Annotated in this window: 22 protein-coding genes; 5 read left to right on the plus strand and 17 right to left on the minus strand. The window is 61.5% G+C overall.

Going from position 1 to position 26,327, the window contains the following annotated elements; translation table 11 throughout:
* Window positions 1-118: 118 nt before the first annotated feature.
* A complete protein-coding gene (locus tag AC5RTE_RS15065) occupies window positions 119-685 on the plus strand; it encodes a recombinase family protein (RefSeq protein ID WP_494042193.1) in 567 nt (188 codons plus the stop codon).
* Window positions 686-1,001: 316 nt separating this feature from the next.
* Here AC5RTE_RS15065 and AC5RTE_RS15070 read toward each other — a convergent pair whose 3' ends face one another.
* From AC5RTE_RS15070 to AC5RTE_RS15105, 8 genes are all read right to left on the minus strand, one after another.
* Window positions 1,002-1,499 (minus strand): hypothetical protein, encoded by a 498-nt coding sequence (locus tag AC5RTE_RS15070; RefSeq protein ID WP_494042194.1) that lies wholly within the window; start codon window positions 1,497-1,499, stop codon window positions 1,002-1,004.
* Window positions 1,500-2,222: 723 nt separating this feature from the next.
* Window positions 2,223-2,759: a hypothetical protein gene (locus AC5RTE_RS15075; protein ID WP_494042195.1), complete on the minus strand. Its 537-nt coding sequence runs from the start codon at window positions 2,757-2,759 to the stop codon at window positions 2,223-2,225.
* 13 nt (window positions 2,760-2,772) lie between these two features.
* The gene (locus AC5RTE_RS15080; protein WP_494042196.1) at window positions 2,773-4,251 is read right to left on the minus strand and encodes a mannitol dehydrogenase family protein; all 1,479 of its coding nucleotides are present in this window, start codon (window positions 4,249-4,251) and stop codon (window positions 2,773-2,775) included.
* Between the two features lie 12 nt (window positions 4,252-4,263).
* Window positions 4,264-5,259, minus strand: a complete 996-nt coding sequence (locus AC5RTE_RS15085) for a carbohydrate kinase family protein (protein ID WP_494042197.1) — start codon at window positions 5,257-5,259, stop codon at window positions 4,264-4,266.
* A 58-nt stretch (window positions 5,260-5,317) separates the two neighbouring features.
* Entirely contained in the window at window positions 5,318-6,376 is a 1,059-nt protein-coding gene (locus AC5RTE_RS15090) for an NAD(P)-dependent alcohol dehydrogenase (RefSeq protein WP_494042198.1), read from the minus strand.
* Window positions 6,377-6,417: 41 nt separating this feature from the next.
* Window positions 6,418-7,338, minus strand: a complete 921-nt coding sequence (locus tag AC5RTE_RS15095; protein WP_494042199.1) for a carbohydrate ABC transporter permease — start codon at window positions 7,336-7,338, stop codon at window positions 6,418-6,420.
* Window positions 7,335-8,303 carry a carbohydrate ABC transporter permease gene (locus tag AC5RTE_RS15100; RefSeq protein ID WP_494042200.1) on the minus strand — a complete coding sequence of 323 codons (969 nt, stop codon included), beginning with the start codon at window positions 8,301-8,303 and terminating at the stop codon, window positions 7,335-7,337. Before AC5RTE_RS15100 ends, AC5RTE_RS15095 begins: the two co-directional genes overlap by 4 nt.
* A gap of 20 nt (window positions 8,304-8,323) precedes the next feature.
* Window positions 8,324-9,676 carry an ABC transporter substrate-binding protein gene (locus AC5RTE_RS15105; RefSeq protein ID WP_494042201.1) on the minus strand — a complete coding sequence of 451 codons (1,353 nt, stop codon included), beginning with the start codon at window positions 9,674-9,676 and terminating at the stop codon, window positions 8,324-8,326.
* Between the two features lie 274 nt (window positions 9,677-9,950).
* On the opposite strand from AC5RTE_RS15105, the gene AC5RTE_RS15110 reads away from it, so the two are divergent.
* Complete coding sequence (locus AC5RTE_RS15110; protein WP_494042202.1) at window positions 9,951-10,880, plus strand: AraC family transcriptional regulator; 930 nt, start codon at window positions 9,951-9,953, stop codon at window positions 10,878-10,880.
* Window positions 10,881-10,938: 58 nt separating this feature from the next.
* Here AC5RTE_RS15110 and AC5RTE_RS15115 read toward each other — a convergent pair whose 3' ends face one another.
* Window positions 10,939-11,817, minus strand: coding sequence for a LysR family transcriptional regulator (locus AC5RTE_RS15115; protein ID WP_494042203.1), 879 nt, complete (start codon window positions 11,815-11,817; stop codon window positions 10,939-10,941).
* A 509-nt stretch (window positions 11,818-12,326) separates the two neighbouring features.
* Here AC5RTE_RS15115 and AC5RTE_RS15120 point away from each other — a divergent pair.
* Window positions 12,327-12,848 (plus strand): EamA family transporter, encoded by a 522-nt coding sequence (locus AC5RTE_RS15120; RefSeq protein WP_494042204.1) that lies wholly within the window; start codon window positions 12,327-12,329, stop codon window positions 12,846-12,848.
* A 103-nt stretch (window positions 12,849-12,951) separates the two neighbouring features.
* Here the strand turns inward: AC5RTE_RS15120 and AC5RTE_RS15125 are convergent, their stop codons facing one another.
* Window positions 12,952-13,395 carry an Lrp/AsnC family transcriptional regulator gene (locus AC5RTE_RS15125; protein ID WP_494042205.1) on the minus strand — a complete coding sequence of 148 codons (444 nt, stop codon included), beginning with the start codon at window positions 13,393-13,395 and terminating at the stop codon, window positions 12,952-12,954.
* A 71-nt stretch (window positions 13,396-13,466) separates the two neighbouring features.
* On the opposite strand from AC5RTE_RS15125, the gene AC5RTE_RS15130 reads away from it, so the two are divergent.
* Window positions 13,467-14,195 (plus strand): AzlC family ABC transporter permease, encoded by a 729-nt coding sequence (locus tag AC5RTE_RS15130; protein ID WP_494042206.1) that lies wholly within the window; start codon window positions 13,467-13,469, stop codon window positions 14,193-14,195.
* Window positions 14,188-14,523, plus strand: a complete 336-nt coding sequence (locus AC5RTE_RS15135; RefSeq protein ID WP_494042207.1) for a branched-chain amino acid transporter permease — start codon at window positions 14,188-14,190, stop codon at window positions 14,521-14,523. Before AC5RTE_RS15130 ends, AC5RTE_RS15135 begins: the two co-directional genes overlap by 8 nt.
* 889 nt (window positions 14,524-15,412) lie before the next feature.
* On the opposite strand, the gene AC5RTE_RS15140 is transcribed toward AC5RTE_RS15135, so the two are convergent.
* The 7 genes from AC5RTE_RS15140 to AC5RTE_RS15170 form a co-directional block, all read right to left on the minus strand.
* Window positions 15,413-17,014 (minus strand): DUF5597 domain-containing protein, encoded by a 1,602-nt coding sequence (locus tag AC5RTE_RS15140; protein WP_494042208.1) that lies wholly within the window; start codon window positions 17,012-17,014, stop codon window positions 15,413-15,415.
* Window positions 17,015-17,124: 110 nt separating this feature from the next.
* Window positions 17,125-18,840, minus strand: coding sequence for an ABC transporter ATP-binding protein (locus AC5RTE_RS15145; RefSeq protein WP_494042209.1), 1,716 nt, complete (start codon window positions 18,838-18,840; stop codon window positions 17,125-17,127).
* Window positions 18,841-18,977: 137 nt separating this feature from the next.
* Window positions 18,978-20,492: a GH1 family beta-glucosidase gene (locus AC5RTE_RS15150; RefSeq protein ID WP_494042210.1), complete on the minus strand. Its 1,515-nt coding sequence runs from the start codon at window positions 20,490-20,492 to the stop codon at window positions 18,978-18,980.
* A gap of 57 nt (window positions 20,493-20,549) precedes the next feature.
* Window positions 20,550-22,964, minus strand: coding sequence for a glycoside hydrolase family 3 N-terminal domain-containing protein (locus tag AC5RTE_RS15155; RefSeq protein WP_494042211.1), 2,415 nt, complete (start codon window positions 22,962-22,964; stop codon window positions 20,550-20,552).
* Between the two features lie 165 nt (window positions 22,965-23,129).
* A complete protein-coding gene (locus tag AC5RTE_RS15160) occupies window positions 23,130-24,038 on the minus strand; it encodes a carbohydrate ABC transporter permease (RefSeq protein ID WP_493993669.1) in 909 nt (302 codons plus the stop codon).
* A complete protein-coding gene (locus tag AC5RTE_RS15165) occupies window positions 24,035-24,970 on the minus strand; it encodes a carbohydrate ABC transporter permease (protein ID WP_493974061.1) in 936 nt (311 codons plus the stop codon). Before AC5RTE_RS15165 ends, AC5RTE_RS15160 begins: the two co-directional genes overlap by 4 nt.
* Window positions 24,971-24,975: 5 nt before the next feature.
* Entirely contained in the window at window positions 24,976-26,307 is a 1,332-nt protein-coding gene (locus AC5RTE_RS15170) for an ABC transporter substrate-binding protein (protein WP_494042212.1), read from the minus strand.
* Between the last annotated feature and the right edge of the window lie 20 nt (window positions 26,308-26,327).

Below are 26,327 nucleotides of genomic sequence, written 5' to 3' on the forward strand. Positions count from 1 at the left end.
GCTTGCAAATGCGGCCGCAAAACCAGCTGGTGCACCTCGAAACGGTATCCACAATGCCTTGACTTCCTTCCTGAACGGGCCTAGAACTCAACCTGACAGGACGAGGATTGGAGGCCACGTGAGCGGGCAGCGGATCGGCTACGTGCGGGTGAGCACTTTGGACCAAAATGAGAAGCGCCAGCTCGAAGGCCAAATTCTGGACCGGGTCTTCATGGACAAAGCCTCAGGCAGGGACACTGCCAGACCGGAGCTCACGCAACTGCTGCGGTTCGCACGAGATGGGGACACCGTGGTGGTTCACAGCATGGACAGGCTCGCCCGCAACCTCGATGACCTGCGAGCCCTGGTCCAGGGCCTCACCCGCAAAGGCGTGCGGGTGGAGTTCATAAAAGAGAGCCTGGTCTTCACCGGTGAGGACTCCCCCATGGCCAACCTCATGCTCTCCGTCATGGGCGCCTTCGCTGAATTCGAACGCTCCCTCATAAAGGAACGCCAAAAGGAAGGCATCGCCCTAGCCAAGCAACGCGGCGCCTACAAAGGACGGAAAAAGACCCTCACACAGGAACGGGCCGCCGAGCTCGTCCAGCGCGCCGGCGCCGGAGTTCCAAAAGCCCTCCTTGCCCGTGACTACGGAATCAGTAGGGAGACCGTCTACCAGTGTTTGCGCCAAGCCAAGCTGGAGTGAGCCGCTCCCCTGCCTCCGCCGTCGATGTGCAATAGTTCGCGCGGCCCTAGCTTGACGGAACGCCGGTTATCGGCTCTTTAATTCGGGCGGGGAGAGGTCGGAAAGGGCGTAGGCCTCCGCCCGTTCCACCAGCTCTGCTACCGCGCGGTCTGTGGGTTTCTGCTGATCGGTTTCCCGAAGCTAAGCATTGCCTAGGGCTTGCCCTGGCTGGCCGAGTCCCACCGATGTCGCCGTCGTTTGTCGACCCGGACGTTCTCCATGTAGCTGGTAGCAATTCTCTGGACCTAATTGCCGCAAGCCAACGGCGCGGACGCGTTTACCGGTAGGCAGTCTGAATTGATCTGGCTATCAGCTGTCCCGGAGTCGCTGAGCTTGTCTTGACCAGCCAGCGCCCCTGCTCATCTGTGCCTTCGCCGAAAGGACTTTCGGTGTCCGATGGCGGATCGCCGGCAGTGGCGAGACTGTAGTAGGACGTTTTGTCGTCGCAAAAGCCTTGGAATCCGTAGTCGCCCACAGGTTCCATGCCGGATTTGCTGACGTCAGAGCAGATTGTCCCGTCCGTGAGTTTGAGGTAGACGTAGTTTCCGTCGGTTTTGGGTCGTCTTGTGGTTTCGGTCCCTCTGAAGGGCAGGCCGCGAAGAACCTGCCAGGTCAGGTTCTGCTCGAGGCAGGCGTACTCATCGGCCCTGGATGGGTTTCGGAAGCACGGTGCGTCCGGGGCGTGCCCCGCGGGTTCCTTGACATTGCACATGTAAGCGTCGGACCTCTCACTGACGCGCGAGACGTCGCACCAGTTTTCTTCTGATGCGGGCACTGAGATGGTCGGGGTGTCGAGTGCTCTCTGAGACCATGGGTCGAGCGTGACGACCTCGGTTCCGCCGACGGCGACAGCCGTCGGAGATGTTGTGCCGGCCGATGGTGGCGTTGTGGTCGCTGTCGGCGCGGGCGTTGGTGCTTCTGACGACGGCTGTCTGTTCTCTGGTGGGTTATTAGTCGCACTGCAGCCGACCAGTACGACAACAGCAGCTAGGACGCAGCTGTTCCGGAATCGATGCATCGGGGCCTCCTTGATGGGACGCGATCTGCCCATTCTGAGGCGGACACGAGGCCGTGCCTAGGGGTTTGCCACCCCCTTTTCTATGCCAGAGGCCCTGCGTTTGAACGCGGTTTGATCTGCGTTTGAAGGAGGAGTCCGGTCCGGCCACCCACAACCGGGGACAATTCTCAGAGGTTATCCACCGCTACTGCTGCTAGGGAGCTACCTCAACGGCTCCCATTTACAGCCGTGAATAACCTCAATTGACCCCAGCCATGGACGAATCAAGGGTGCCACCAGTTCCAGCCGCGGGACCAGCAAGCATGGGCTCGCCCGACCAAGCAGCTTGACGGAATATCCGTTATCGGCTCTTCTAAAGACGGCTAGGGGAGAGGTCTAACGGCACTGGACGCCAGCGTCTGGGCCGCCCCCGGTCCTTGTTATTGGCGCGGTCGGAGAGCAGGAACGCCCGCGTGCTCGGATCTGCCCCGCAGGCGGTAATCACACGACTTGAAGGTGCTGTTGTTGAACGCGGAGGCGCTCCTCAATGATGCCGATATTCTTTAAAGTGACTGCCGAGCAGGAGAACGCTACCAAGCTGAATACGGTGGATGCCAAGGCACTCGCGAAGAAGAAGACGTGGCCGGCGGGGTACATGAAGAGGCCGTACATTTCCATGGCCAATACTGCCCCCGTGGCAGTTGGCAGGCTGCGGAGAGTCATTTCCAGCAAAGCGCGGAGCCGGGAGAGCTCTCCGCTCCAATCGCTGAAGATGCTTGCGATTGGAAGCACTCCGGAGCGGATGGCGTAGCGGAAAACGTCGGCATGTGCATCCGGCAAAGCGCTGAAAGGTTCGGGTGCCGGCGATGGCCGGACCAGTGCAAGGAACCCTTCGGCGAGCAGCGCGAACGTACCGGGCAGGTGGTCCAGGTACGTTGTGTCCGGATGGAGTTCAAGCTGCAATACCAAGCAGCAGGGAAGACCAAAGACGACCCCGGCAGCCAAAGCCCACTGCAGCATGACTGTGAACGTTTTCATCCGCCGTGATCTGTCAGGAGCCCGACACCACAGATGCCAAGGTCGCCCTGGCGCCCCCAGTGTGGAGGTCATCCAAAGCCGTCCCGAACGCGGCCACGAAACGCTTGTTGTCGATGAGATCGCCGAAAAGTTCCCGGTTGGAGACGAAGGCCAGCGGTTCATCACGCTGACGCGCTGCCGCGGCCATCACGTCCGTCTTGAGCCGGTCCACCACGTCAATCGGGTTTCCCTGTTCGTCAGTACCTTCGGCGTATCGGGCCCAGCTGGCCACGATAGCGGCCGAGCGGTGGATCTGGCCGCCGTGTTCGAGGTTGATGCGGATGACCGGTAGCAGCCACTTGGGGATCCGGTCTGAGCTTTCGGCGCAGAGGCGCGCAAGGGTGTCCCGGACGTGTTCGTTGGAAAACCGCTCAATGAGGGTGCGCTTGTAATCGGTGAGGTCTATGCCCGGGACGGGGTGCAGGGTGGGGGTGGCTTCCTGGTCCATGTAGTCGAGCAGGAACTGGGCGAAGAGCGGGTCTTGGGCGACTTCGTGGGCGTAACGGTAGCCGGCGAGGTAGCCGAAGTAGCACATGCCTTGGTGGCTGGCGTTGAGCAGGCGGAGCTTCATCAACTCGTAAGGCTCGACGTCCTCTACGAGCTGGACTCCGGCGTCTTCGAAGGGCGGGCGGCCGAGGCTGAAGTTATCCTCCAGTACCCACTGTTCGAACGGCTCGCACACCACAGGCCAGGCGTCCTCCACCTCGAACTCTTTGGCAATCGCCGTGCGGTCGGCGTCGGTGGTTACCGGGGTTATGCGGTCCACCATGCTGTTGGGGAAAGGGACGTGCTCCATCATCCACCTGCCCAGGCCCGGGTCCTTCAGGGTGGCGAACGCGGTGAACATCTTCCGCGCTACGTCACCGTTGCCCTGGATGTTGTCGCAGGACATTACGGTGAAGGGTGCCAGGCCGCGGGCACGACGGCGGGACAGGGCTTCGGCGATCAGGCCGAAGGTCGTCCGGGGTGCAGCTCCGGGCCGAAGGTCGTGGACCACGTCAGGATTCTCGGCGTCGAACTCCCCGGTGACGTGGTGGAAGTTGTAGCCACCCTCGGTCACGGTCAACGAGACGATGCGGACGGTCTCGGAAGCCATCTTCTCGATCACAGCTTCGGGGTCCTCGGGGGCGAAGAGGTACTCGATGATTGAGCCGATGACCCGTGCTTCACGGCTCCCATCCGGGCTCTTGACCATCAGGGTGTACAGGCAGTCCTGACTTTCCATGACCTGCTTCATCCGGGCGTCCCCGGGCAGAACGCCCACCCCACAGATAGCCCAGCCGTAAGCCTTGCCGGCGCTCATCAGCCGGTCCAGGTACATCGCCTGATGTGCGCGGTGGAAACCACCGACACCGAAATGGACGATCCCGGCAGTGAGTTTCGTTCGGTCATAGGCAGGTGTTGCCACAGTTTCAGGCAGTGCGCGAAGTGAGCCGGCGGTGAGTGTGGGCATTTTGGCGTCCTCCTAAGCCGTGTGCGTTGCGGTCAATGGGTGCAGCTCCGCGGTGGTGGGTGGATTGGCGCCCTGCCGCGAGCAGGTAATGGCTGCCGCTTTGTTCGCATAGGCGGCCAGCGCCTGCAGATCCGATGATGCAAGACTGCGAAGGCGTGACCTGGCGGAGGCGCCTAGGAAGTCCAGCTGTGCAAGGCCGGAGATCAGGGCGGCCATGAAGGAATCCCCCGCCCCTACGGTGTCTGCCACGACGATGGCCTCCCCTGGCAGTTCCGCGCGGCCCTGCCTGCTCAGGAGTACGGGCCCCTCTGCGCCGCGGGTCAGGGCCACCAGCGACGGGCCGAGCTCCAGCCAGGCAGCCAGTGACTCGTCCGGGGTCCTGTTGGGGTAGAGCCACTGCAGGTCCTCATCACTGGCCTTGACGATGTCACTGACGGCGACAAAATCTTCAGCAGCCTGCCGGGCATGGGCGACGTCGCTGCTGATGGCCGGTCGACTGTTGGGGTCGAAGCTGATGGTGGCGTGAGGGCGTGCCGCCTCGACCAGGTTCCGTACTGTTTTGTCCCCGGGGGACAAAACAGTGGCAATCGAGCCGGTGTGGACATGGTGCGAGCCTTCCACTGCTGCTAGGGCGGGAATGGAGGCTCCGTTGATGTCCCAGCCGATGGAGAACCGATATGTGGCGGCGCCCGACGCGTCGAGGGAAGCTACCGCGGTTGAGGTGGGCAGGGAACCGCCCACCAGGGTGTCCACCCCGTTGCTGCTGAGGTGCCCGGCGATGAGCCGCCCGTGCGGGTCGTCGGAGAAGTGCGTGACGAGTTTGGTACTGAGGCCCAGCCGGGCGCATCCGACCGCCACGTTCAGGGGACTGCCACCGGGATGGACCTCCCGCGCATTGGCCCCCTGTCCCGGGTCCTCGATGATGTCCACCAGGGATTCGCCGATAACGGTCACCAATGATTGATCATCGGCATCCCCGGCCACAAGGGGGTTCTGTCGTTTTTGCATGGCTGCTTCCCTCGCAGGTCGGTGCTTGATTTTGTTGCCGGTACTCCGGGTTGCGTGCTTAGCGGCCGGGGTAGACGACGGCTTTGAGCTGGCCGGGCTGCTTGCCGGCCCTGAGCGCCTCTTCCGACTCGGCGAGGGAGAACTTGCCGGTGACCAGGATGTCCAGGTCCACCTTCCCGTCTGCAATCAGCTGGATGGCCAGAGGCCAGGTGTTGGTGTAGCGGAATACGCCGGAGAGCCAGATTTCGCGGTTCTGGAGGAAGGAGACCGGTAGTTCGACGTCATCGGCCCCCAGGCCGACAAGGATAACGCGGCCGGCCGGAGCTACGGCCTTGATGCCTGACCGGACCGCCTGTGGCGCGCCGGAGGCATCGATGAAGGCGTCGACGTCGAGCCCTTCGACACTGTCGGTCCTGGCGTTGAGCGCGTGCGTAGCGCCGTGTTCGAGGGCGAACGCGAGGCGGTCTTCGGCGATGTCGCTGATGTAGATTTCGGTGGCGCCGTAGGCGCGGGCGGCCTGGGCAGCGATGATGCCGATGGGACCGGCGCCGGCAATCAGCACCCGGCTCCCGGGGCGGATCTCGGCGCGTTCGCAGGCCCAGAGGCCCACGGAAAGCGGTTCGATGAGGGCGGCTGCTTCGTCGCTGACGCTGTCGGGGATGTCGTAAGCGAAGTCGGACTGGATGGTGACGTACTCGGCAAATGCACCGTCGATCGGCGGGGTGGCGTAGAACTCGATGTCCGGGCAGAGGTTGTAGCGGCCGGCCTTGCACTGCTTGCATGTGCGGCACGGGCGCTGGGGTTCGACCGCGACCCGCTGGCCGATGCGGGCTGGGTCTACGGCGCTTCCGACGGCGGCGATCCGGCCGGAGAGTTCGTGGCCGAGGATGAGCGGGTGGTCCACCACGTAGGGGCCGATCCGGCCATGTTCGTAGTAGTGGACGTCGCTGCCGCAGACGCCGACGGCGGCCACCTGCACCAGGACCTGATCGGCGTCGAGCTGCGGAAGGGGCAGGGTCTCCATGGCCATGTCGCCCTGGCTCTTGAGGATGTTGGCGCGCATGGTGGCTGGCAGGCCGGAGCCGGTGGCGGCTGACTGGGTGGTTGTTGTTGTCATCGAAGTAGTCCTTGAAATAGTTTTGCGGGGAAACCGGCGGGTTATTTCACGGCGCCGAGGGAGAGGCCCTGGACCAGCTTGTCCTGGGCGGCGAAGCCTGCGAAAAGTACCGGGAGGGAGATCACGACGGCGGCCGCACAGACCTGGGCGAGGAAGAGGCCCTGGCCGGAGACGAAGCCGGTGAGGAACACCGGGGCGGTGCCTGCCACGACGCCGGTGAGGACCCGGGCGAGGAGCAGTTCGTTCCAGCTGAAGATGAAGCAGATCAGGGCGGTGGCGGCGATGCCGGGCATGGCCACTGGGGCGATGACCTTGCGCAGGATGAGCAGGAGGTTGGCGCCGTCGATCTGTGCCGCCTCCAGCATTTCCTCCGGAACTTCAGCAAGGAACGAGCGCATCATCCAGACCGCGATAGGCAGGTTCATGGAGGTGTACATCAGGATTAGGAACCAGATGTTGTCCAGGGCCCCCACGGTTCGTGCGAAGAGGTAGAGCGGCAGGATGGCAGCCACGACGGGCATCATCTTGGTGGAGAGGAAGAAGAACATCACGTCGGTCCACTTCTTCACCGGCCGGATGGACAGGGCGTACGCGGCCGGGAATGCCAGGAGCAGCACGAGGACCGTGGACAGGATCGAGGCGGTGGCGGAGTTGATCAGGGACGGCCACGGGCTGACGCCGGAGGTTTCGCCGAAGAATTCCCGGTACGCGTCCAGGGTCAGGCCCGCCGCGATCGAGGGCGGGTTCGTGGCCGCGTCGGTTTCGGAGTGGAACGAGGTGAGGATCATCCACAGGACCGGGACGGCGAAGAGCAGTGCGAGCAGCCAGGCCGCGATGCCGGCGGCGGTGTTGTTGCGGGTGGGGTCCATGCGTGACTTGCCGCGACGTGGTGTGCGGCCGGTGTTCAGGGCGGTGGGGCCGGGAGGTGTGCTCTGTGGTGCAGCGGGGGTGAGGGTGCTCATCGTGCTGCCTCCTTCTTGAAGAGTGAAAAGACGGTGCGGAGGGCGAAGGTCGCCACGATGATGGTGCCGATGACCACCACGACGCCGGCGGCGGAGGCCAGACCGTATTCGTTGGCGAAGTAGAAGGTCTGGTAGATGGCGTAGGGCAGGTTTGCGGTGCCCAGTCCGCCGGCGGTGAGGGTGAAGACGGCGTCGAAGTTCTGCACGATGTAGATCGCACCGAGCAGTCCGCCGAGTTCCAGGTACTGGCGCAGGTGCGGCAGGGTCAGGTGGCGGAAGATCGCCCAGGGTGTGGCGCCGTCCATCTGGGCAGCTTCCACGGTGTCCATGGGTCGGGACTGCAGGCCGGCCAGCAGGATGAGCATCATAAACGGTGTCCACTGCCACACCAGGGAGAGGATAACGGCCATCATTGGTGCCTGCGAGAGCAGGTCCAGTTGCGGCGCCGCGGCGCTGCCGAACAGGGACCACACCCAGGTCAGGACGCCGTTGATCAGCCCGTAGGTGGGGTTGAGCAGGGCGTGCTTCCAGATCAGGGCCGCTGCCACGGGCACCACCAGGAACGGGGCGATCAGCAGGGTGCGGGCCAGGCCGCGGCCGATGAACTTCTTGTCCAGCAGCAGGGCCAGGCCGAGTCCGATGAGCAGGCTGATCAGCACGACGGAGACGGTGAGGAGGATGGTGGTGAAGATTGCCTGGCGCAGGTCAGGGTCCGTGAGGACGGTGGCGTAGTTTTCCAGGCCGGCGAAGGCGGTCTTGTCCGGGCTGAGGCTGTTCCAGTTCATGAACGAGATGATCAGGGTCACCACGAACGGGAGCTGGGTGACCAGGATGAGGAAGACCAGGGCAGGGAGTAGCGGTGCTCGCCGTGCCCATGCCAGGGCGCGTTCGCGCGATTTGGCGTCTTTCGAAGGTTTGGCTGCGTGGTGTCCCGGGCGGGAGATGCGCGCCGTTGCGGTAGTCATGATGTTCTCCTGCGGTTCGGTTAGGGCTGCTTGTACTTGTTGCCGACCTTTTGGGCGGCTTCCTGGCCTTTGGCTAGCGCGTCGGCCACGCTGCTTTGGCCGGCGATGGCGGAGCTGACGCCCTGGGAGACGTTGGTGCCCAGGGCGGCGAATTCGGGGATGCCCACGAACTGGATGCCAACGGCGGGACGTTCCTGGGCGCCGGGGTTCTTCGGGTCGGCGTTCTCGATAGCGAAGCGTTCGGCTTCGAAGAACGGTGCGGCCTTCTGGAACTCGGCGTTCTCGTAGGTGGAAATGCGCTTCCCGGACGGGACCTTTGCCCAGCCAAGCTCGGAGGCGACGAGTTGCTCGTAGTCCTTGGAGCTGGCCCAGGCGATGAATTTCTCGGCAGCGTCCTGCTTCTTGGAAGCGGCCTGCATGGCCCAGGACCAGGTCCACAACCAGCCGGAGGACTTGGTTTCCTTCACGGGCGCCTGTGCGTAGCCGATCTTGCCCTTGACCGGGGAGTCCTCTGCTTCCAGCGCGCCGGCGGCGGATGTTGCGTCGTACCACATGGCCACGTTGCTCTGGCTCATGTTGTTCAGGCACTCGGTGAACCCTGCCTGCGCGGCCCCTGCTTCGCCGTGTTCGCGGACCAGCTTGGTGTAGAACTCCACCGCTTCGGTGAACTCGGGGCTGTTGACCTGGGCGTTCCAGTCCTTGTCGAACCAGGTTCCGCCGAAGGTGTTCACCACGGTGGTCAGGGGTGCGAAGACCTGGCCCCAGCCCGGCTGGCCGCGCAGGCAGATGCCCTTCATGCCCGGTTCCGCACCGTCGACCTTCGCCGCTATGTCCGCGACTTCGTCCCAGGTGGGTTTGGCCGGCATGGTCAGTCCCTTGGCCTCCAGGATGTCCTTGCGGTACATCAGGAAGGAGGACTCACCATAGAACGGCTCGCCATAGAGTTTGCCGTCCTCACCGGTGAGGGATGCGGTGTAGGCCGGCAGGATGTCGTCCTGGTCAAACTCCGGGTCCTTGGCCACATCGTCCAGCGGGGCGAGCCAGCCGTTGGCCGAATAGAACGGGATCTCGTAGTTGGAGAGGGACGCAACGTCGTACTGGCCGGCCTGGGAGGAGAACTCCTGGCTGATTTTGGCCCGGACGTCATTCTCCGGCAGGATCGTGTAGTTGACCCTGATGCCGGTTTCCTTGGTGAAGTTCTCAGCGGTGAGCCGCTGCAGGTCTTCCATCTGGGGGTTGTTCACCATCAGGACACTGATGCTGTTCGGATCTCCGGCGGAATTGCCGCCGCCGGCACCTGCGCAGGCCGAGGCACTGAGGGCAATGCAGAGGGCTCCGGCGGACACGACGGCAGCGCGCGTTTTCGGGCGCATAAAGGACTCCTTTGTTCTTCAAGGGTGCACAGTCACCGCATAACGACTGCTGTGTCGATGCCGGACCGGGTGAGGCGACTAGGACCGGGAAATCCGGTGCGCCGCTCTCTTGTTCCTCAACATTAGGGCTGTGGGGTAAGGCACAACTAGCGTCCTGGTTGCCTATTTCTGATACTAATTTTCCCGCCCTTCACTCTGAGGCAGCCGTTACTCTAGGGGAAGGCGGTCAATGTGCTGTCCATATTTCATAAACAACGCAACATGGAGAACCATCATGAGTGTCGGGGAGCCCAAGGATGGAGCGACTGCCCGCCTGGCTGAACGGCTGCTGGGAATGCGCGCCAACCGCGAAGTCATTCCGCCGGACCCCAACCACTCCGTCAGGTGGCACGAACACGACTACCCGAGCCCTGTTGCCCGGTGGAATTATCACCCTGAGTACGAGATCCACCTCATCCGTAAGGGCACCGGGAAATTCATCGTCGGAGACCACATCGGAACGTTTGAGGCCGGACACGTCTCGCTTGTCGGGTCAGGCCTGCCCCACGACTGGGTCAGTGACCTGGAACCGGGAGAAATCCTGGAGAACCGGGACGTGGTCATCCAGTTCGACGGAAAGTGGGTGGAGCACACCGCTGCCCTCGTCCCCGAAATGGCCGAAGTCAAACCCCTGCTCGATCAGTCCGCCCGCGGTATCGAATTCCTGGGACAGGCGGCGCGGAGCGCGGCCCTTTCCATGGAAGCCATGGGCGCTTCCACAGGACTTGCGCGGCTTCAGCACCTCATGGAGCTCTTCTCTACTCTGAGCCGTGCGCCACAGGAAGAACGGCGCTACCTCGCCGACGAATGGTTCAGGCCCCAGCTGGACGGCCAGGCCGCAGCCGTGGTCGACATCGTCCTCGAATACGTCTTCAGCAACCACGCCGGAACCCTCAGAATGTCCGACGCGGCCGCCCTGGTCGGAATGACAGAACCAACATTTTCGAAGTACTTCAAGCGCTCTACGGGCCAAAACTTCAGCGACTTGACCCGTAAACTGCGCCTCGCACACGCCCGTCGGCTCTTGGAGCGAAGCGACAAAGCCATCTCAGACATCTGCTACGAAGTCGGCTTCTCAAACCTCTCAAACTTCAACCGGCATTTCCTCAATGACGCCGGAGAAACACCAAGAAATTACCGCCAGCGCGTCCGGAATGAGCTGTAAAAAGGACGGCCGAATCCTCGACGGGTCATGAGCGGGACTTGCTGCTGCGCTTCGGGACTTAGTGGGATGTCTCTGCCGTTTCGTCGGGACTGAATGTCTCCCGCGCCAGCCGTGTGAAATCTGCTACCAGGGCTGAAGGATCGTCACGGCGGGAGGCGAGGAACACTGAGATAGGTGGGGCATCCCGGACCAGCCGGTACACGACGCCGGGCCGGGGATTTTGCGCCGCGGTCGCCTCCGAGGACATGCCTATGGCTTGTCCGGTGGAGATGAGCATCAGCCACTCATCGACGCCCTGCACCTGTCGGAAGGACGCCGGACGTGCCGATCCGGTCCAAAGGTCTTCGGTAGTCGTTCCGGTGCGGTAGTCCACAGCCAGCGTATGACCGACGAAGTCAGCCATGCGCAGGAAGCGTTTGCGGGCCAGTGGGTCTTCCGTGGCCACTGCCGCGTAACGGCCTTCCTTGCCAATGAGCGTCGATGTGAAGCGGTCATCACTGATCGGGCGCCTGAAGACCGCGACATCGGCAGAGCCGTCCGCCAACCCTCCGGATGCGGCGTAGGTCTGGACCCACACCAGGTCTACGTCTGGGTGTGCCTGTACCCATTTGCGTTGCAGGGCCGCGGTCCGGGCGCCCAGCGCCGACCATGCGTAACCTATTTTCAGTTCGCTGTTGTGCTCTCGTGCCGCCCGTTCAAGGAGCGCCACCTCGGCCAGGACGCGCCGCGCATGCGCGATGACCCTTTCCCCCGCTGGAGTAGGTGTGATGCTGCGCGTTGTCCTTTGCAGAATGCGCAACCCTAGGACCCGTTCCAGTGCCGCAACGGACCGTGAAACCGCGGCTTGGGATGTTCCGAGGTCAATGGCGGCGTCGGTAAAGGTCTGGGCGTCCACCACGGCAATCAGCGCCCGAAGGTATCGCACTTCAACATCCATACGCTCATCGTATAGAACGCCTACAGAGCACATTTCACAACCACAGCTCGACCCCCGAAGCTTTCGATATGGAAGCTCAGCTAGAACAGGGAACGGCCCATTCCCGCGGCGCCCGCGCCCACACATCGCTAGTTCGTGGAGTTCTGACGATGACGGGAAGCGGACTCAGTAACCAGATAGGCGCCGGAATCGGGGCTCACGCCTTTCCGATGGTCGGACCGGCCGGTGTCGTGGCCGTTCGGCAGTTTGTAGCTGCCGCGGTTCTCCTTCCTGTTGCGCGGCCACCCTTCCATCGATTCACCTGGCGGCAGTGGTGGCCGGTCCTTCTGCTGGGGGCAGCGACAGCCCTCATGAATATTTGCCTATACGTGGCCATCGACCGGATCGGGCTCGGACTAGCCGTCACCCTGGAATTTCTTGGACCATTGGGCGTTGCGCTGCTGTCCTCGAGGAGCCGATGGGATCTGGTGTGTGGGCTCAGCGCCGGCTTGGGAGTGTATGTTCTCGTCATGCCGGGCCCCAGCAGTGACTTCATTGGTGTTGCCGTCGCCCTGGCCGCAGCCGCCTGCTGGGCGGCGTACATCCTTCTAAACAGGGTTGCCGGTCAACGCCTGCCCGGCCTGCAGGCTCCCGCCGCCGGAACACTGGTTTCCCTGGTTTTTTACCTGCCCGTAGCTGCGTATCTCCTCGGCCAGGGAGTGTTTACCGCGCCGGCGCTTCTGTACGCCGTCACCGCCGGGGTCCTTTGCTCGGTGGTCCCTTATGCCGCCGACCTGATCGCGCTTCGCCACGTGCCGGCCGGATTCTTCGGCGTCTTCATGAGCATCAACCCCATCCTGGCCGCGCTCTCCGGAACAGTAGTACTGGGACAGGTCCTCGTCCTCCACGAATGGCTCGGCATGGGAATGATCGTTGCCACGAACACAGTGGCCCTCTGGCTGGCAGGGCGCAGGAGCAGGACTGCTGCTAGGCAGCAAAGCAACAGCCCTGCTCCTGCCCCCTCTGCCCATGGGGCTTCAGCGGAAAACTAACAGGAGAGCCTGTGCCGCGAGGAACTTCAGGACCGCGAAACGCCCGGTCCATAAGAGCAACCAGCGATGGCCTGCCTGGCCGGTACTAAGTAATGGGAGTCGGTCAGTTCTTGAGCAGCTTCATGGTCTGGTGCGAGTCGACGCGGAACACTGCGGGGAGTGCTGTGAGCTTTTGCATCTGGAACTGCTCGTATTCCTCGATGCCGCTCACGAGGATGCGTAAGAAGTAGTCCGGGTTGCCGAATACCTTCCGCGCTTCAACCACCTCGTCGAAAGCCACGACCGCCCGCTCGAACTCTGCGATCGTCTGCGTATCGGTGCTCCTGACCTCGACTGTGGCGGTTACTTCGAGGCGACGGCCCAGCTTTTGGGCGTCGATGACTGCACGGTAGCCGGCGATCACTCCGTCAGCCTCAAGGCGGCGCACCCGGCGCAGACACGGCGCCGGAGTCAGCCCGACCCGTTGGGCCAATTCGAGGTTGCTGATACGACCATCCAATTGCAACTGCTCAATAATTGCCAAGTCCAGCGCATCTGGCTCTCTCATGTTGCTAACTATGCCTTCGAGAGGCACAAAACAGCAACCATAGTTCGCACAATTGTTTCTACGATTGCTTTATGAGCGAAGCAGTGGTGAACATTGAGGAGACGGGCGTCCCAAGCAGCCCCAGGGAAGTCCTATCTGGCATCCGGATCGCGCTCCCCGCCGGGATAGCAATGTTCCCGCTGGGAATGGCACTAGGGGTGCTCATCTCGCAGTCCAGCCTGCCGTGGTGGACAGCACCGCTGTTTACGGGCGTGATTTTCGCTGGTTCCCTTGAGTTCCTGCTCGTTGGCATGGTGATCGCGGCGGCGCCGCTCACGTCAGTAGCGCTGACGGCACTGTTGGTGAACTTCAGGCACGTCTTCTACGCGCTCTCTTTCCCCCTCGGACAAATCCGCTCGCGCAGTCTCCGGGTGCTGAGCACGTACATCCTGTGCGATGAGGCCTGGGCACTGACGGCGCATCCCGAAGCGCGCCAATGGTCCGGTGCGCGCGTCCTTGGGATCCAATCGGTGTTTTACGTGAACTGGGTGGTCAGCGCCACGATCGGTGTACTCGCCGGTTCCCTCGTCCCGCCCGGCATAGTGGGGCTGGACTTCGCGATCACTGCGTTTTTTCTCGTGCTGGGCATCGACGCCTACCGTGTGCGCCGCTCAGTACCGATACCGCTGACAGCGCTTGCCTGTGCCCTGTTCTTCGTAATTTTTGCCGGGGACGCGATGATCCTGCCCGCCATGGGAACATTCGTTGGCTTGCTCCTTTCCTCCTACGAGTTCAAGCGCTGGAGGTCGCGTCATGGATGACACCCAATACCTCCTCGCCGTCACGCTCGTGGCCGCCGCAGTGACCTGGGCGTTACGCGCACTCCCCTTCGCGATCCTCGCACCCTTACGCAGCAGCAAACTCCTGCCCTACATCGCCGAACTCATCCCGATCGGCGTGATGGTGATTCTCACCGTCTACACCCTCCGGCACGTCAGCATCATCGACCCGGCAAGCGCAGTTCCCGCAATGCTCGGGGTGGTGGTGACATCAGCGCTGCACCTATGGAAAGCGAACATGCTGCTGAGCATCGCAGGCGGCACCACCAGTTATGTACTGCTGATTTCTACCATCTTCGGCCCAACCTGACGCGGCGCTTGGTTACTGATACAGGTGCATATTCGATTTCGAACTACTCTCGCCCTGGATGCTGGACCCGGGGCCTGCTCAAGTCTTAGCCATCCCCGGCCCCTTTGCATACCGGGGCCATCAGGTCTGGATGAAAAGGCTCAAAGCGGTTGATTGACCGGCTGGGCCACACCCCAATCTGACAAACTTCCGAGATCGTCTTGACTTCCTTCTGAGACAGGCCTAGAACTCAACCTGACAAGGCGAGGTTGGTCGGAATTAGCATCGAACCTGCCCTCGCTGACGAACGTCCCGTGCGGTGGGCACTTAGGCAACTCAACAGGGCCATTCCGGACTCCGATGGGTCCGTCCGCGAAGATGGCCCAGCAGATGTAGTTGTGCACGTCGAGCAAGGCGGCACCGGCGACCGAGAAGGATTCAGCTTTCAACCCGCATCCGACGGAGTCACCATCCGGGCGGCTACCCCCTGGGGATTGGCGTACGGCATTACCGAGCTCGCCGACCGAATCCGTCTCGGAGGGCCGCGCCTAAACGCGCCAAGCATCTCAGCGGAGGAGCACTCACCGGCAACGCCCGTCCGATCCGTCCTCCGCGCCTTTTGCCGGAGGACCTGGAATCCCTCCAGGTCCTCAGGAGTCTCCATCCCGGGCCAATAAAGAACAGGCAAGCTCGGCGGCCGGGCAGGTTCTCTGCAATAAATACTGGCGGCGGCCGAGCCGACGACAACGGCCGAGCTGACGACTACCCGAGGGGACCCGGCTGTGGCTGAACCACAACAAAGGTCGCCCCCTAGATCAGGGTGTCACCCGCAAGAATCTACCACCTATCTACCACCTCAGTTTGGCAAAGCGAGTCGGTCTTCACCGAATAAGGACCCACCGGCTGTCGGTCAGTATTTGTAGACGGAAATCCGGGTGATACCGGCGTCCGGTATCCGGGTCGGGATGACACGTCCCGGGAGCAACGGCGCCCCGGCGAACGGGAAGGGAATCAGCGTTCCGCCGCCTGTCTCGTCGCCATTAAGGTGCCGCCTCGGCCATAGTTTTCCGTTCTCGAGACGGTACTGGGTGACAGATGCAAAGGAGACTTGTTCGGGCTCAGTTTCAGCCAGTGTGATCCAGAAACCTCGCCCAATGATGAAGAGCCCATCCCCGTCTTCAATGGCGATACCGTACGCGGGGTAAACAGGGGTGACAGTGCTCAACTCATCCTTGGAATGGATCATGATTGTGGTGTCACTTAGTTGCAGCTGGGCTCCGGGCTGAGCCTCGGAGAGCACGAATGCTTCGACGGCGGCCTCGGGGTTCTCGCGGATGAGGAGTGCGGCAGCTTTGAGCAGGTGATATGCGTCCACAAGCTGAAGGTTGTCCGGATCGGAAGGGTCGAGGCTGTCTACCCCAAAAAGGGAGACTCCGAGCGCCTGGTGTTTTCCTAGGGCGGAGAACATCTGGGCGATGCCTACTGTGTCCGCGCGCAACTCCGGGATAAAAAGACGACCTCGGCGGCTCCGGTACGCCTTAAAGACTTCCTCGCTCTCATCAACGTACATGTCAACTGCAAGGAAGTGCAGTTGGGGTGCAAGTCTTTCCCAGATGGCCGCCACCGCGATGACAGGACCACCGCTGGGATAGTCCCCCGGTCGTTTTCCGCCGGCGACGGCTATGGGTCCGTCGAGGACACTGTCGGCATCTAACCATGCGTTCACGAAAAGCGGGATATCATGCTCAGCGGCGCCGGCTGCTGCAACCTTTCCAACGTACGCCGCGAATGCGGCGGCCATGAAGGCTTCGTCACGGCGGTCACCCTCGGGGAACACCTCTGACCACGTTCCGCTCCGGCAGGATCCGTGATCCATCCATTCCTGATGCAGCGGCATTGAAGAGTCGCTGGCGACAGCCTCCACCACCTTTGCGGGAACGGCTGAAGCAAAGGCTGCCTCTGCAAGCTGTCCTCGGTCGCGTGTGTCTCCCAGGAGTCCGATCTCGTTCTCTACCTGCACTGCCAGGACAACGTTGTTGGTGTCCACTGCCGCGATATGACGCATCAGCTGGGCAAAAGCGCGTGCGTCGGCTTGGCAGGATTCGAGCCCGAAAGCCGAAAGATGCTCGACCCTACGTCCGCTGCTTACGACGGCCCGGGGGAATCGATCAAGGTTCGTCTTGACCCAACGAGGTACGTAGGTTGACGCGGCATTTTTCCAAGAACCGAACCACAGCGGAATCAGCCGCATTCCGAGGGCCGACGCGGTATTGATCATGGCGTCGATCAGCACGAAGTCGAAAACGCCTTCCTCAGGTTCGAAGAGGTCCCAGGCTACCGGTGCAAGAACGGTATTGGCGCCCAGCCGCTGAACCGTTGTAAATGATTCATTGATAGCATCGACCGTGCTGGAGCTCGAGTTATGGACTTCGGCCCCCACGATGGGAAACGGGGCACCATCGACCGACATATATGGTCCGCTCCAGCCAGTCGTTGCAGTGCTGTCAATCATTTCTGTCTCCAAGTTTAGATGGGCGTAAAACCCGATGCGGCACCGGGATGATGATGTCTACCCGCGTCGCGCTGAGCAGGTGCGATTAAAGACCCCGATATGCTGCCCCTTCACTTCACTTGAAGGAAGTGAAGTTTCGCGTAGGCGCCATGGGCTGCGAGAAGGTCCTCGTGAGTCCCCGTTTCAACTATGCGGCCGCCATCGAGGACAACTATTCGGTCCGCGGAGCGAATGGTTGAGAGTCGGTGGGCAACAATCAACGTGGTCCGTCCGTGTCGCAAGTTAGCAAGTGCGTTCTGGACGAGTCGCTCCGACTCGCCGTCGAGAGCGCTGGTTGCTTCGTCGAGCAGGAGAATCCGCGGATCCCTGATGAGGGCACGCGCGATGGAAATTCGCTGTCGCTGTCCGCCCGATAGCCGGGCTCCACGTTGTCCCAGCGAAGTGTCGAGTCCGTCCGGAAGTGCCTGCACGAAATCCCAGGCGTTCGCGTCCTGAAGCGCTTGCCGGATTGACTTGTCATCGACGTAATCAAGTCCGTAGGCGATGTTCGCCCTGATCGATCCTGAGAACAGCACGGACTCCTGGGGCACCACCGAGATATGCCGACGCACGGTGCGTAGATCAAGTGTTTCCATGTCGGTGCCATCCAGAAGGAGACGCCCTCCGGTTGGACGGAGAAAACCGAGGGTCAAATTCAGCACCGTAGATTTGCCGGACCCAGACTTCCCAACGAAAGCGATTGTCTCTCCCGGCTTGATGTCTAAGTCGAGGCCTTTGATCGCGAGGTCTTCTCCTTCCGGGTAACGGAAGTCGACCTGTTCGAAAGTGAGGCGCCCCTCTACATGACGTACCTGATGCTTACCGCTGCTACGTTCAATGTCCGGGTCCTGGAGCACCTCGGCGATTGACCGCAGCGACTCGCGCCCTTTTGTGAGTAAGGGAGCGAGGTTGAGAAGGTTGACGACTGAATTAATCAGCATCACAAAGTAGGTACTGAGCAGTACTACTTGTCCTGGGGTGATCGGCAGGATGCCGCTCACCGAGAGCAGTGCCGCACCGATCAGGCAGGCTATGGACAGCATCTGAAAGGAACCCCACGCAAGCGCGCTGAACCGGCCGTTTAGGACGTCAAGGCTGAACCCGGAATCACGCACAGCCTTTGCTGTGGTGAGAACCCGTCGGGTAGCCACCCTTTCAAGGCCATGCGCGCGGGTAATTGGCAGCAGTGTTGCCATCTCCCCCACCTGCGAGGAGAACCTTTCGATGTCCCGGCGGAATAGCTCATTCCTCTGGTCTGAGCGGCTGCGCACTCCGCGAACGAGCACGGCGGAAAGCGGCACAACAAACACGAACAACAGCAGGAAGGCTGGCACCTGAAGGGCGAGCACCGTTATTGCCCCCAAGATCACGCCCAGACCTGAGAGCAGCGGGTTGGCGCCCTGTTGAAGCATCAGTTCGACGTTCTCGACGTCACGAACAACCTTGGTTTGCATGACGGACGAGCTGGACCTTGTATGGAATCCGATGGACAGAGCCTGGAGCCGGTGCGCCAGCTGGTTCCGCAGGGAGACGCCGAGGTCGCGGACAGTAGCGCTGACCAACCGAACGAACGTCTGGCTGGCGGGGTAGTTCAAAGCGACCAATGCCACCGCGATGAGGCCCAGTAGTACGAGATCCTTGACGGGGCCCCCTGCGATCACGGTGTCGATTACGGCCGATGTGATCACGGGCAGCACCCATACCGGGCTGTCTTTCACGAGGTAGGCGACCGCTGCAAGCGACAGCTTGAGCCGCGCTGGTTTGAGTTCCCGTGCCAGTCCCGTCAAGGGAGCGTCGACCGTTATAGGAGACTGTGCAGAGTCTTGCCTGCTCGGTCTGCTGGGTGAGGCGTGTGACCGCCAGTTGAACGTCACCGGGCTACTTCTTGGGGATGTGGTTTGCCGCCGTCGTAGGTCACGCCGCCTTAGTCCAAACTCGCGCCGGTTGTGAGTGATTCCCTAGCCTGAAGAGCCAGCGCCTGGTTTTGATTGTGCTGACTGTCGACCGACATCTCGCGCAGGGTTGGAATGGTTTTTGACGCGCAGAGTTGCGCGAACCAGTGGGAGCTGAGTTTTGGGGTCCGCTCGAGGGTGTCGTAGTCGACGTGGATAATCCCGAACCGAGGTCCGTATCCGGCGGCCCATTCGAAGTTGTCCAAGAGCGACCAAACCAGGTATCCAACAATGTTGGCTCCGCGTTGACGGGCGCGGTCCGTCGCCGTGAGGTGTTCGATGAGGAAGCGTGTGCGAGCAAGGTCAATGACAGCTTGGCTGCCCTGTAGCGAGACAATTTCGTCAGGAAACGCTGCCCCATTTTCCATCACCATGATCGGCAACTTGGGATATTCAGCGGAAAGGGCGACGAGGTGGTCTTCCAAGCCTCGGGGTTCGATCCCCCAGTCCATGCCGGTCCGCTCAAGATCGCCGCGTCGGACGAATTCGATTCTTTCCGACCCCGGGAATGCGGTGCCGCCGTCCTTTTCAGTTACGGGGTCGAAAGCCGGGTTTAGGCGCACATGCATGACTTCGTAGTAGTTCACGCCCAGGAGGTCGATCGGTTGGTGACTGATTTGCAAGTCTCCGGGCTGGACGAAACTCCAGTCCGTAAATTTTCGGGTGTCGGCGAGAAGGTCGGCGGGGTATTCGCCGTCGAGCATTGGCCCGGTGAATACACGATTGGCCACGGCGTCGAACAGGCGAGCAGCTTCTGCATCTTCTGGTGTTTCAGCCTCGACACGGAAGATGTTGAGGGCCACCGAGATATGGGCGTCAATCCGGGTTATGGTTCGCCGGAGGGCTTTGACGGCAAGCCCATGGGAAAGATTGAGGTGATGGGCCGCGATGAGCGCATCCTCGTGGCTTGTTCCACCAGGCGCAAACGCTCCGCTGCCGTATCCGGAGAAGGAGTTATTCCAGGGCTCGTTATGGGTCGACCAGATGAAGACGCGGTCACCGAGCGCCTCGCCCATGACCTCTGCGTACTTTTCAAAGGCGAAAGCGGTCTCGCGTCCACGCCACCCGCCGTACTTGTCCTCCAGTGCCTGAGGCAGGTCCCAGTGATTGAGCGTCACGATCGGTTGGATGCCGCGCGCCAGCAGACTGTCCACGAGACGCGAATAGAAGCCCAGGCCTTCGGCGTTCACCTCCCCCTCGCCGGTGGGCATGACGCGGGACCACGAGATCGAGAAGCGGTAGGCATCAAGGTTGAGGGCATCCATCAGGCCGAGGTCCTCGTCGACACGGTGATAGTGGTCCGCGGCGACGTCTCCCGTTGCCCCGCCCTCGGTTTTTCCTGGCGTGTGGCTGAAGGTATCCCAAATGGACGGGCCGCGTCCCCCTTCGTTTGCTCCACCTTCAATTTGGTAGGCGGCTGTCGCGGCGCCAAGGATGAATGAAGGAGGTAGATCGATGTGTCCAGCATCGAGGAGACCGTTGTACATGGCCAGTCCTTTCGCATCGGTCGTGTGACCGCGTTGTAATTCGCTGCAGCGGGTGGTTTATGGCAAATCTGCGGTGAGTATCAGGGATGTCGAATCAGTGAGGAATACCCGGCTGTCCGTCACGTCTGCTGTCCCGCCTGTGACGTCCAGGAGAGCGCTCAGCGGACGGTGGCCGGAGGATGAGCCGACTGAGATGGACATCGGCCCCGCTTCAACGATCCACCTGCAATCGAGCGACAGGTAGGCCAGGAGCGCGAGTTGAAGCCTGAAAACGACTGTTGCCTCCTGGCCGGGTTCCAGGATGATTCGCCGGAATCCGGCAAGTTGCAGCGCAGGTCGTGACAGCCCCAGAGCCTCGTCTTCGACGTACAGCTGGACCACTTCGGTGCCGGGGCGCTCCCCGGTGTTGGTCACCGTCACCGACACCTCAATCTCGCCGTCCGCGGCCACAGATGCCTCACTGAGAGTGAGTGCTGAATACGTGAAGTCGGTGTAGCTAAGACCGTGACCAAACGGATAGAGCGGTGTTGAGGCCTCGTCCACGTATCCCCCGTGGTCGTCACCCTCGCGGCGGCGGTAACCGCTGCCGAACCGCTGGCCTGAGTGGATAGGTACCTGCCCGCTGGACCTCGGAAGAGTGTACGGGAGGCGGCCTTGCGGTTCGCTGGCGCCGGTGAGAACGTCCACGACCGCGCGGGTGCCTTGTTCCGAACCGAAGTAGCCGAGTACGAGCGCGTTCAGCTTAGGTTCGATGTCGCCCAGTGCGAGGGGTCGGCCCGAGAAAAGTACGCCCACCGACGGGGTGTCCAGGGTGGCGATCGCATCGACAAGTTTGCGTTGTGATTCCGGGAGCCGCACATCGGAGGCGTCTGCGCCCTCGCCTTCGGTGCGTTCGGAGAAGAACCACCGGGCCAGGCCGCCGAGCGCGAGGATGCTGATGTCCGCGCCGCGAGCGGCTTCCAGCGCGGCGGGGATTTTCTCAGTGCCGCCGTCAACGTCACAGCCCTCCGAAACTACTATCGTTGCGTTCGGCAATGCGGCTCTCAGGGCGTCGCTGAGCGACACGGCGCCGTATTGGGTCTGTGCGTACTCATCCTCACCCATCGACAGGAGATCGCCGATCTCGCTTTCGACATATGCCACGTCCGGCTGGAAGGTCGTCTCGTCCACTCCGACCATGGAGCTCGCCATGCCACTGCGCAGAGCACGGGTCAGGGCGATGAAAGCGGGGAACGTATAAGGGGCGAATGCTGCCCCTGCCGCATTCGCGTGAGGACCGATGACCGCTATGCGGGGCGCTTTCCCAAGGGGCAGGACTCCGTCGTTTTTCAGCAGCGTGATCGACTCGTGCGCGAGCCGCGACGAGAGTTCACCGCCCTCCTTGGCAAGTGAGGTCACTGTGACGTGATCAACACCCACGTAGGGGTTCTCGAACAGCCCGAGCTCGAACTTGTGAGTAAGGACCCGCAGGACGGCCTCGTCGATGAGCGCCTCACTGATCTCACCATCCTTTGCGGCGGAGACAAGGGCCTCGCCGTAGCCATACGGAGCCGGTAACTCCACGTCGATTCCCGCGCGCAGCCCCAGCACCGCCGCTTCGCGTGCGTTATTCGCAGCCCGGTGGTGGATGACCAGGTTCTCAATCGATCCCCAGTCGGACACCACGGTTCCTTCAAAGCCCAGTTCGTCCCGCAGCAGGTGCCGGAAAATCCGGGGATCAGCCGCCGCAGGTACACCATCCCAATCGGACAGTGAATTCATGACAGAATCCAAGCCGGCGAGACTAATGGCGGCAGCGAACGGACGGGCATAGACCTCCCGGAGCTCGCGCTCACCCAAGTTCACGGACGCCATGTTCAGCCCGGCCTCACTCATCGCGTACCCAAGAAAGTGCTTGCCGGTGGCGATTACGCCGTCGCGTAGCGACGCTCCTCGCAAGTTTCGGATGAACGAAACCCCGAAAGCACTTACGAGGTAGGGATCCTCGCCGTAGGTCTCATGGACCCGCCCCCATCTTGCGTCTCTGGCAACGTCAAGGACGGGAGACAGCGCATGATGGAGGCCGACTGCACGCATTTGCCGACGGGTTAGCGCAGCCATCTCGCCGACCGCTTCCGGATCCCAGGTCGCGGCAAGGCCGATCGCCGTGGGGAAGGAAGTGAAAGTGGGTGCGTTGACGCCGTTCAGCGCCTCCACGTGCATGATGGCGGGAATACCCAAGCGGGTGTTCTCCACCAGATACCGTTGAACCTCATTGTTGAGCCGCGCGACCTCGGCAGCAGTCCTTGGGAATCCACCCATATGCGGTTCCACATACCCGATGCCATCACCGAGCTTGCCGGCGGCGATCTCGGGACGGATGCCGTCTGCGTCGAACAGCATCGTCGGCACCAGCGACGTCAGCTGTGCGACCTTCTCCGAGATGGTCATCCGTGTAAGCAGATCAACGGCTCGAGAGCGCGCTTCCTCCACGTTTTGCTCCTAAAGTTCTTTGTTGCGTGGTGCACCCAGCGTTGCCTCCACACTGATCGTGATCAGCGCATCGTCCGCTCGGCGACTGTTCATGGTGGTGCCGGGCCGGCAGACAGCATCCGAGATGAGTCGCCTACCGGCCGCTGACAAAGCTGCTAGGGAATTTCAGCCCTTGACACCCGAGGAGACGGTGGAACGGATGAAGTACCGCTGGGCGAAGAAGAAGATCGACAGCACAGGCAGGATGTACAGTACGGCAGCAGCGGCCTGCACGGTGGGAATGGTGTTTCCGTTAGGGTCCTGGTACCAGGCGGTGATGGCCACCGAGAGGGTCGTGTGGTCAATGTCCAGCAACAGCGCGGGGGCGATGTAATCACCCCAGGTCCACGTGAACGACAACAGGAATGATGTGATCAGGACCGGGCGGGAGAGGGGAAGGAAGATCTGGACGAAAATTCTGAACCAGCCGGCACCATCCATGATGGCCGCGTCCTCCAGTTCACGCGGGAGCGAGGAAAAGAACTGCCGGAACAGGAACACCATGTACGGTGATGCTGCCAGACCCCACAGGATCCAGGGCCAGTAGGTGTTTACCAGCCCGATTTGCGAGAAGAGAACGTACGTGGGCAGCAGCGTCAGAATCTGCGGGATCATCATGGTCGAGAGCAGAACCAGGAACAATGCTTTTTTCCCTGGGGCCCTGAGCCGGGCGAAACCGAAGCCCACCGTGGCGCTCGATATGGTGATCAGAACCGAATAGGTCGTGGCGAGGAACAGAGAGTTGACCGTGTAGCCGAAGAAGTCCATCTGGGTGACGGCATCGACGAAGTTGTTCCATTGCGCCTTATCAGGCAGAACCTGGATCGGAAATGAAGCCCATTCAGCGGGCGTCTTCAACGCCGCAAGTACCAGCCACAGGAACGGGCCGATGAAGAACACCGACAGGAGCAGAATCAAAATGTAGAGTACCGCCGGTGGCCGCTTATCCTTCCGGGCCTTTTCAGCCTTCGGAGTTCGCGTTCGCGGTACCGCAGGTGTCGACCCCACGGCCGTTTCACGCTCAGTCGTAGTCATCGGGTTGCTCCTTCTTTCTCGGCTTCCGTGTCGACTTCGTAGTAGACCCAGGACTGGCTCGACCGCAGGAAGAGCAACGTCAGACCGAGGATGATGAGGAAGAACACCCATAGCATTGCCGATCCGTAGCCGAAACGGTTGCTGAGGAAGAACTCCTGGTACACCTGCACCATGTACAAGGTGTTGCTGTCCGGTACACCGCTGACCTTCGAGATCCCCGCCGAGCTTGTCAGGAGCAGGGGCTGAATGAAGACCTGCAATGCGGCGATAACGCCAGTGATCACCTGAAAGAAAAGGATCGGTGAAATCATCGGTACTGTCACGTGCCGGAAGACGGACCAGCGGCCGGCACCGTCGATGGTGGCCGCTTCCTCCAGCTCAGCCGGAACTCCCTGAAGAGCGGCGAGCATGATGATCATGCCTGCGCCCAGACCCCAGAGCATAAGGATAATCAGGGCGAAAAAGGCGGTCGGGTCCAGAAGCCACGCGATCGGCTGGATTCCTGCGGCACCCAAAAGAGCGTTAAGGATGCCGGAGTCCCTGTTGAAAACAAGTTTCCACATGATCGCCATGGCTACCACCGGTACGACTGAGGGCAGGAAGAACAATGTCCTCCACAGTCCCAACGCCCTCAGCCGCCGGTTGATAATCATCGCCAGACCAAGAGATCCGCCGATGGTGATTGGTACAACGATAGCGGTGAACAGCAACGTCCTAAGGAGCGCCATCCATGCCTCGCCGTCACTGAACAGCTCGACGTAGTTACTAAGACCAACCCATTTGAAGCGGGGAGAACTGCCGTCGAAGTTGGTGAGGCTCACAAGCAACCCGAACACCATGGGCAACGCCGTCAGCAGCACGAAACCTATTACCCAGGGCCCGACGAAGGCGTAAAAGGCCTTCTTCGGGTAGCGGGACCACTTGCGTGCCATATTCCTTAGCCGATCTGCTCTTTGCCCTGTGCGAGGGCCTTATTCAGTTCATCAGTGAGCGCTTCGCATGCCTGATCAACGCTCAGTTCACCCTTGATGGATTTTTCGAGGTACGTCTGGATCGTGCTCTGCATCAGGTCCCCGGAGATGTAGGGCGAATCGGGCAGGGGCTTGGCGTACTGCAGTTCGTTCTGCGCGACAGTGTATGCCTGCTTCTGATGCGGAAGATCCTGGGGCAATTTCTCGCTCAGCGACTTTAGCCCCGGAAGGCCCCAGCCACTCGCAGCGCGCTTTTCAGCGGGCTCGCCTGCCATGTAGTACTCCATGAGCTTGAACGCGGCGTCCTTGTTCTTCGCCTTCTCCGGGATCCACCAGCCCTGACCGGAGTAGGTGGGCGCGACCCGGGTATCTCCCATTACCGGTGAAGGAGCCATCCGAACTGTCTTCAAGGCATCAGGTGCTGCGAAGTTGCCGCCGTACCAATAGCCGTCCTGGCTGATCGCCATGCGTTCCGCCGCGAAGGTCGAGTAATCAGAGCCGTCCGGAAGCGGGTTCAGGGATGTTGGTCCTACCCCGGACTTCCCGAAGTCGACGTACCACTGAAAGGCGCGCTTGGCCGCCGCGGAGGTGAAGTCGATTTCGGTCAGGTCCTCGTTGTAGAGGTTTTCACCCTGCTGCATGACCATTGCCGATATTGGGCCGTAAAGGGACCAGTCCCATTCCACGCCAAGCCCAAAGGTGGTGGTTGTGGTGCCTTCCTTTACGGTGAGCTTTTTGGCGGTCTCCAGGAGCTCGTCGTAGCTGGTTGCCTCTGTGTCGCTGAGGTATGGGACCCCCGCCTTGTCAAAGAGGGCGGTGTTGTACCAAAGAGTCGAGTCCTGGCTCCAGTCTTTGACGATGCCGTAGAGAGGACCTTCGCCGCTCTTGGTACCGTCCCAGCGGAAGCTGTCGTTGACCGGCTGAAGGTCGTCTTCCTTCAGCGTCTCACTTTTCTCCAGATACGGTGTGAGGTCCGTAGCCAATCCTCGTGCGTTAAAGTTGGCGCTGCCGACGGCACCGCCCACCGCGATGTCCGGTGGGTTACCCGAAGCAAGCATGGTGTTCAGCCGGGTCGCGTCGAACAGAACCTGGTTAATCTTGATGCCGGGGTTGTTCTTCTCAAACTCAGCGACCTGCTCCGGAGTAAGATCCTGAGCTCCGACCATTACGGTCAAAGTGGTCTCCCCCGCCTGGCTCCCGCCACCACCGGCGCTGCACCCCGCCAGTAGCGCCGTTGCGGCGATGAATGTGCCTGCGACAAAAGTACGCCGCTTGAATGTTGCTGTCTGTATAGGCATGTCTACCTCCTTGTGACATG

It is taken from the genome of Arthrobacter sp. K41 (genome assembly GCF_059089645.1).

Excerpts from the sequence above, each read along its gene's own strand:
- AC5RTE_RS15170 (WP_494042212.1), bottom strand. The coding sequence starts at position 26,307 with ATGCCTATACAGACAGCAACATTCAAGCGGCGTACTTTTGTCGCAGGC.
- AC5RTE_RS15080 (WP_494042196.1), bottom strand. The coding sequence starts at position 4,251 with ATGCCCACACTCACCGCCGGCTCACTTCGCGCACTGCCTGAAACTGTG.
- AC5RTE_RS15120 (WP_494042204.1), top strand. The coding sequence starts at position 12,327 with ATGCCGGGCCCCAGCAGTGACTTCATTGGTGTTGCCGTCGCCCTGGCC.
- AC5RTE_RS15105 (WP_494042201.1), bottom strand. The coding sequence starts at position 9,676 with ATGCGCCCGAAAACGCGCGCTGCCGTCGTGTCCGCCGGAGCCCTCTGC.
- AC5RTE_RS15135 (WP_494042207.1), top strand. The coding sequence starts at position 14,188 with ATGGATGACACCCAATACCTCCTCGCCGTCACGCTCGTGGCCGCCGCA.
- AC5RTE_RS15115 (WP_494042203.1), bottom strand. The coding sequence starts at position 11,817 with ATGGATGTTGAAGTGCGATACCTTCGGGCGCTGATTGCCGTGGTGGAC.
- AC5RTE_RS15130 (WP_494042206.1), top strand. The coding sequence starts at position 13,467 with ATGAGCGAAGCAGTGGTGAACATTGAGGAGACGGGCGTCCCAAGCAGC.
- AC5RTE_RS15150 (WP_494042210.1), bottom strand. The coding sequence starts at position 20,492 with ATGTACAACGGTCTCCTCGATGCTGGACACATCGATCTACCTCCTTCA.
- AC5RTE_RS15100 (WP_494042200.1), bottom strand. The coding sequence starts at position 8,303 with ATGACTACCGCAACGGCGCGCATCTCCCGCCCGGGACACCACGCAGCC.
- AC5RTE_RS15125 (WP_494042205.1), bottom strand. The coding sequence starts at position 13,395 with ATGAGAGAGCCAGATGCGCTGGACTTGGCAATTATTGAGCAGTTGCAA.
- AC5RTE_RS15095 (WP_494042199.1), bottom strand. The coding sequence starts at position 7,338 with ATGAGCACCCTCACCCCCGCTGCACCACAGAGCACACCTCCCGGCCCC.
- AC5RTE_RS15090 (WP_494042198.1), bottom strand. The coding sequence starts at position 6,376 with ATGACAACAACAACCACCCAGTCAGCCGCCACCGGCTCCGGCCTGCCA.
- AC5RTE_RS15140 (WP_494042208.1), bottom strand. The coding sequence starts at position 17,014 with ATGATTGACAGCACTGCAACGACTGGCTGGAGCGGACCATATATGTCG.
- AC5RTE_RS15165 (WP_493974061.1), bottom strand. The coding sequence starts at position 24,970 with ATGGCACGCAAGTGGTCCCGCTACCCGAAGAAGGCCTTTTACGCCTTC.
- AC5RTE_RS15110 (WP_494042202.1), top strand. The coding sequence starts at position 9,951 with ATGAGTGTCGGGGAGCCCAAGGATGGAGCGACTGCCCGCCTGGCTGAA.
- AC5RTE_RS15075 (WP_494042195.1), bottom strand. The coding sequence starts at position 2,759 with ATGAAAACGTTCACAGTCATGCTGCAGTGGGCTTTGGCTGCCGGGGTC.
- AC5RTE_RS15085 (WP_494042197.1), bottom strand. The coding sequence starts at position 5,259 with ATGCAAAAACGACAGAACCCCCTTGTGGCCGGGGATGCCGATGATCAA.
- AC5RTE_RS15160 (WP_493993669.1), bottom strand. The coding sequence starts at position 24,038 with ATGACTACGACTGAGCGTGAAACGGCCGTGGGGTCGACACCTGCGGTA.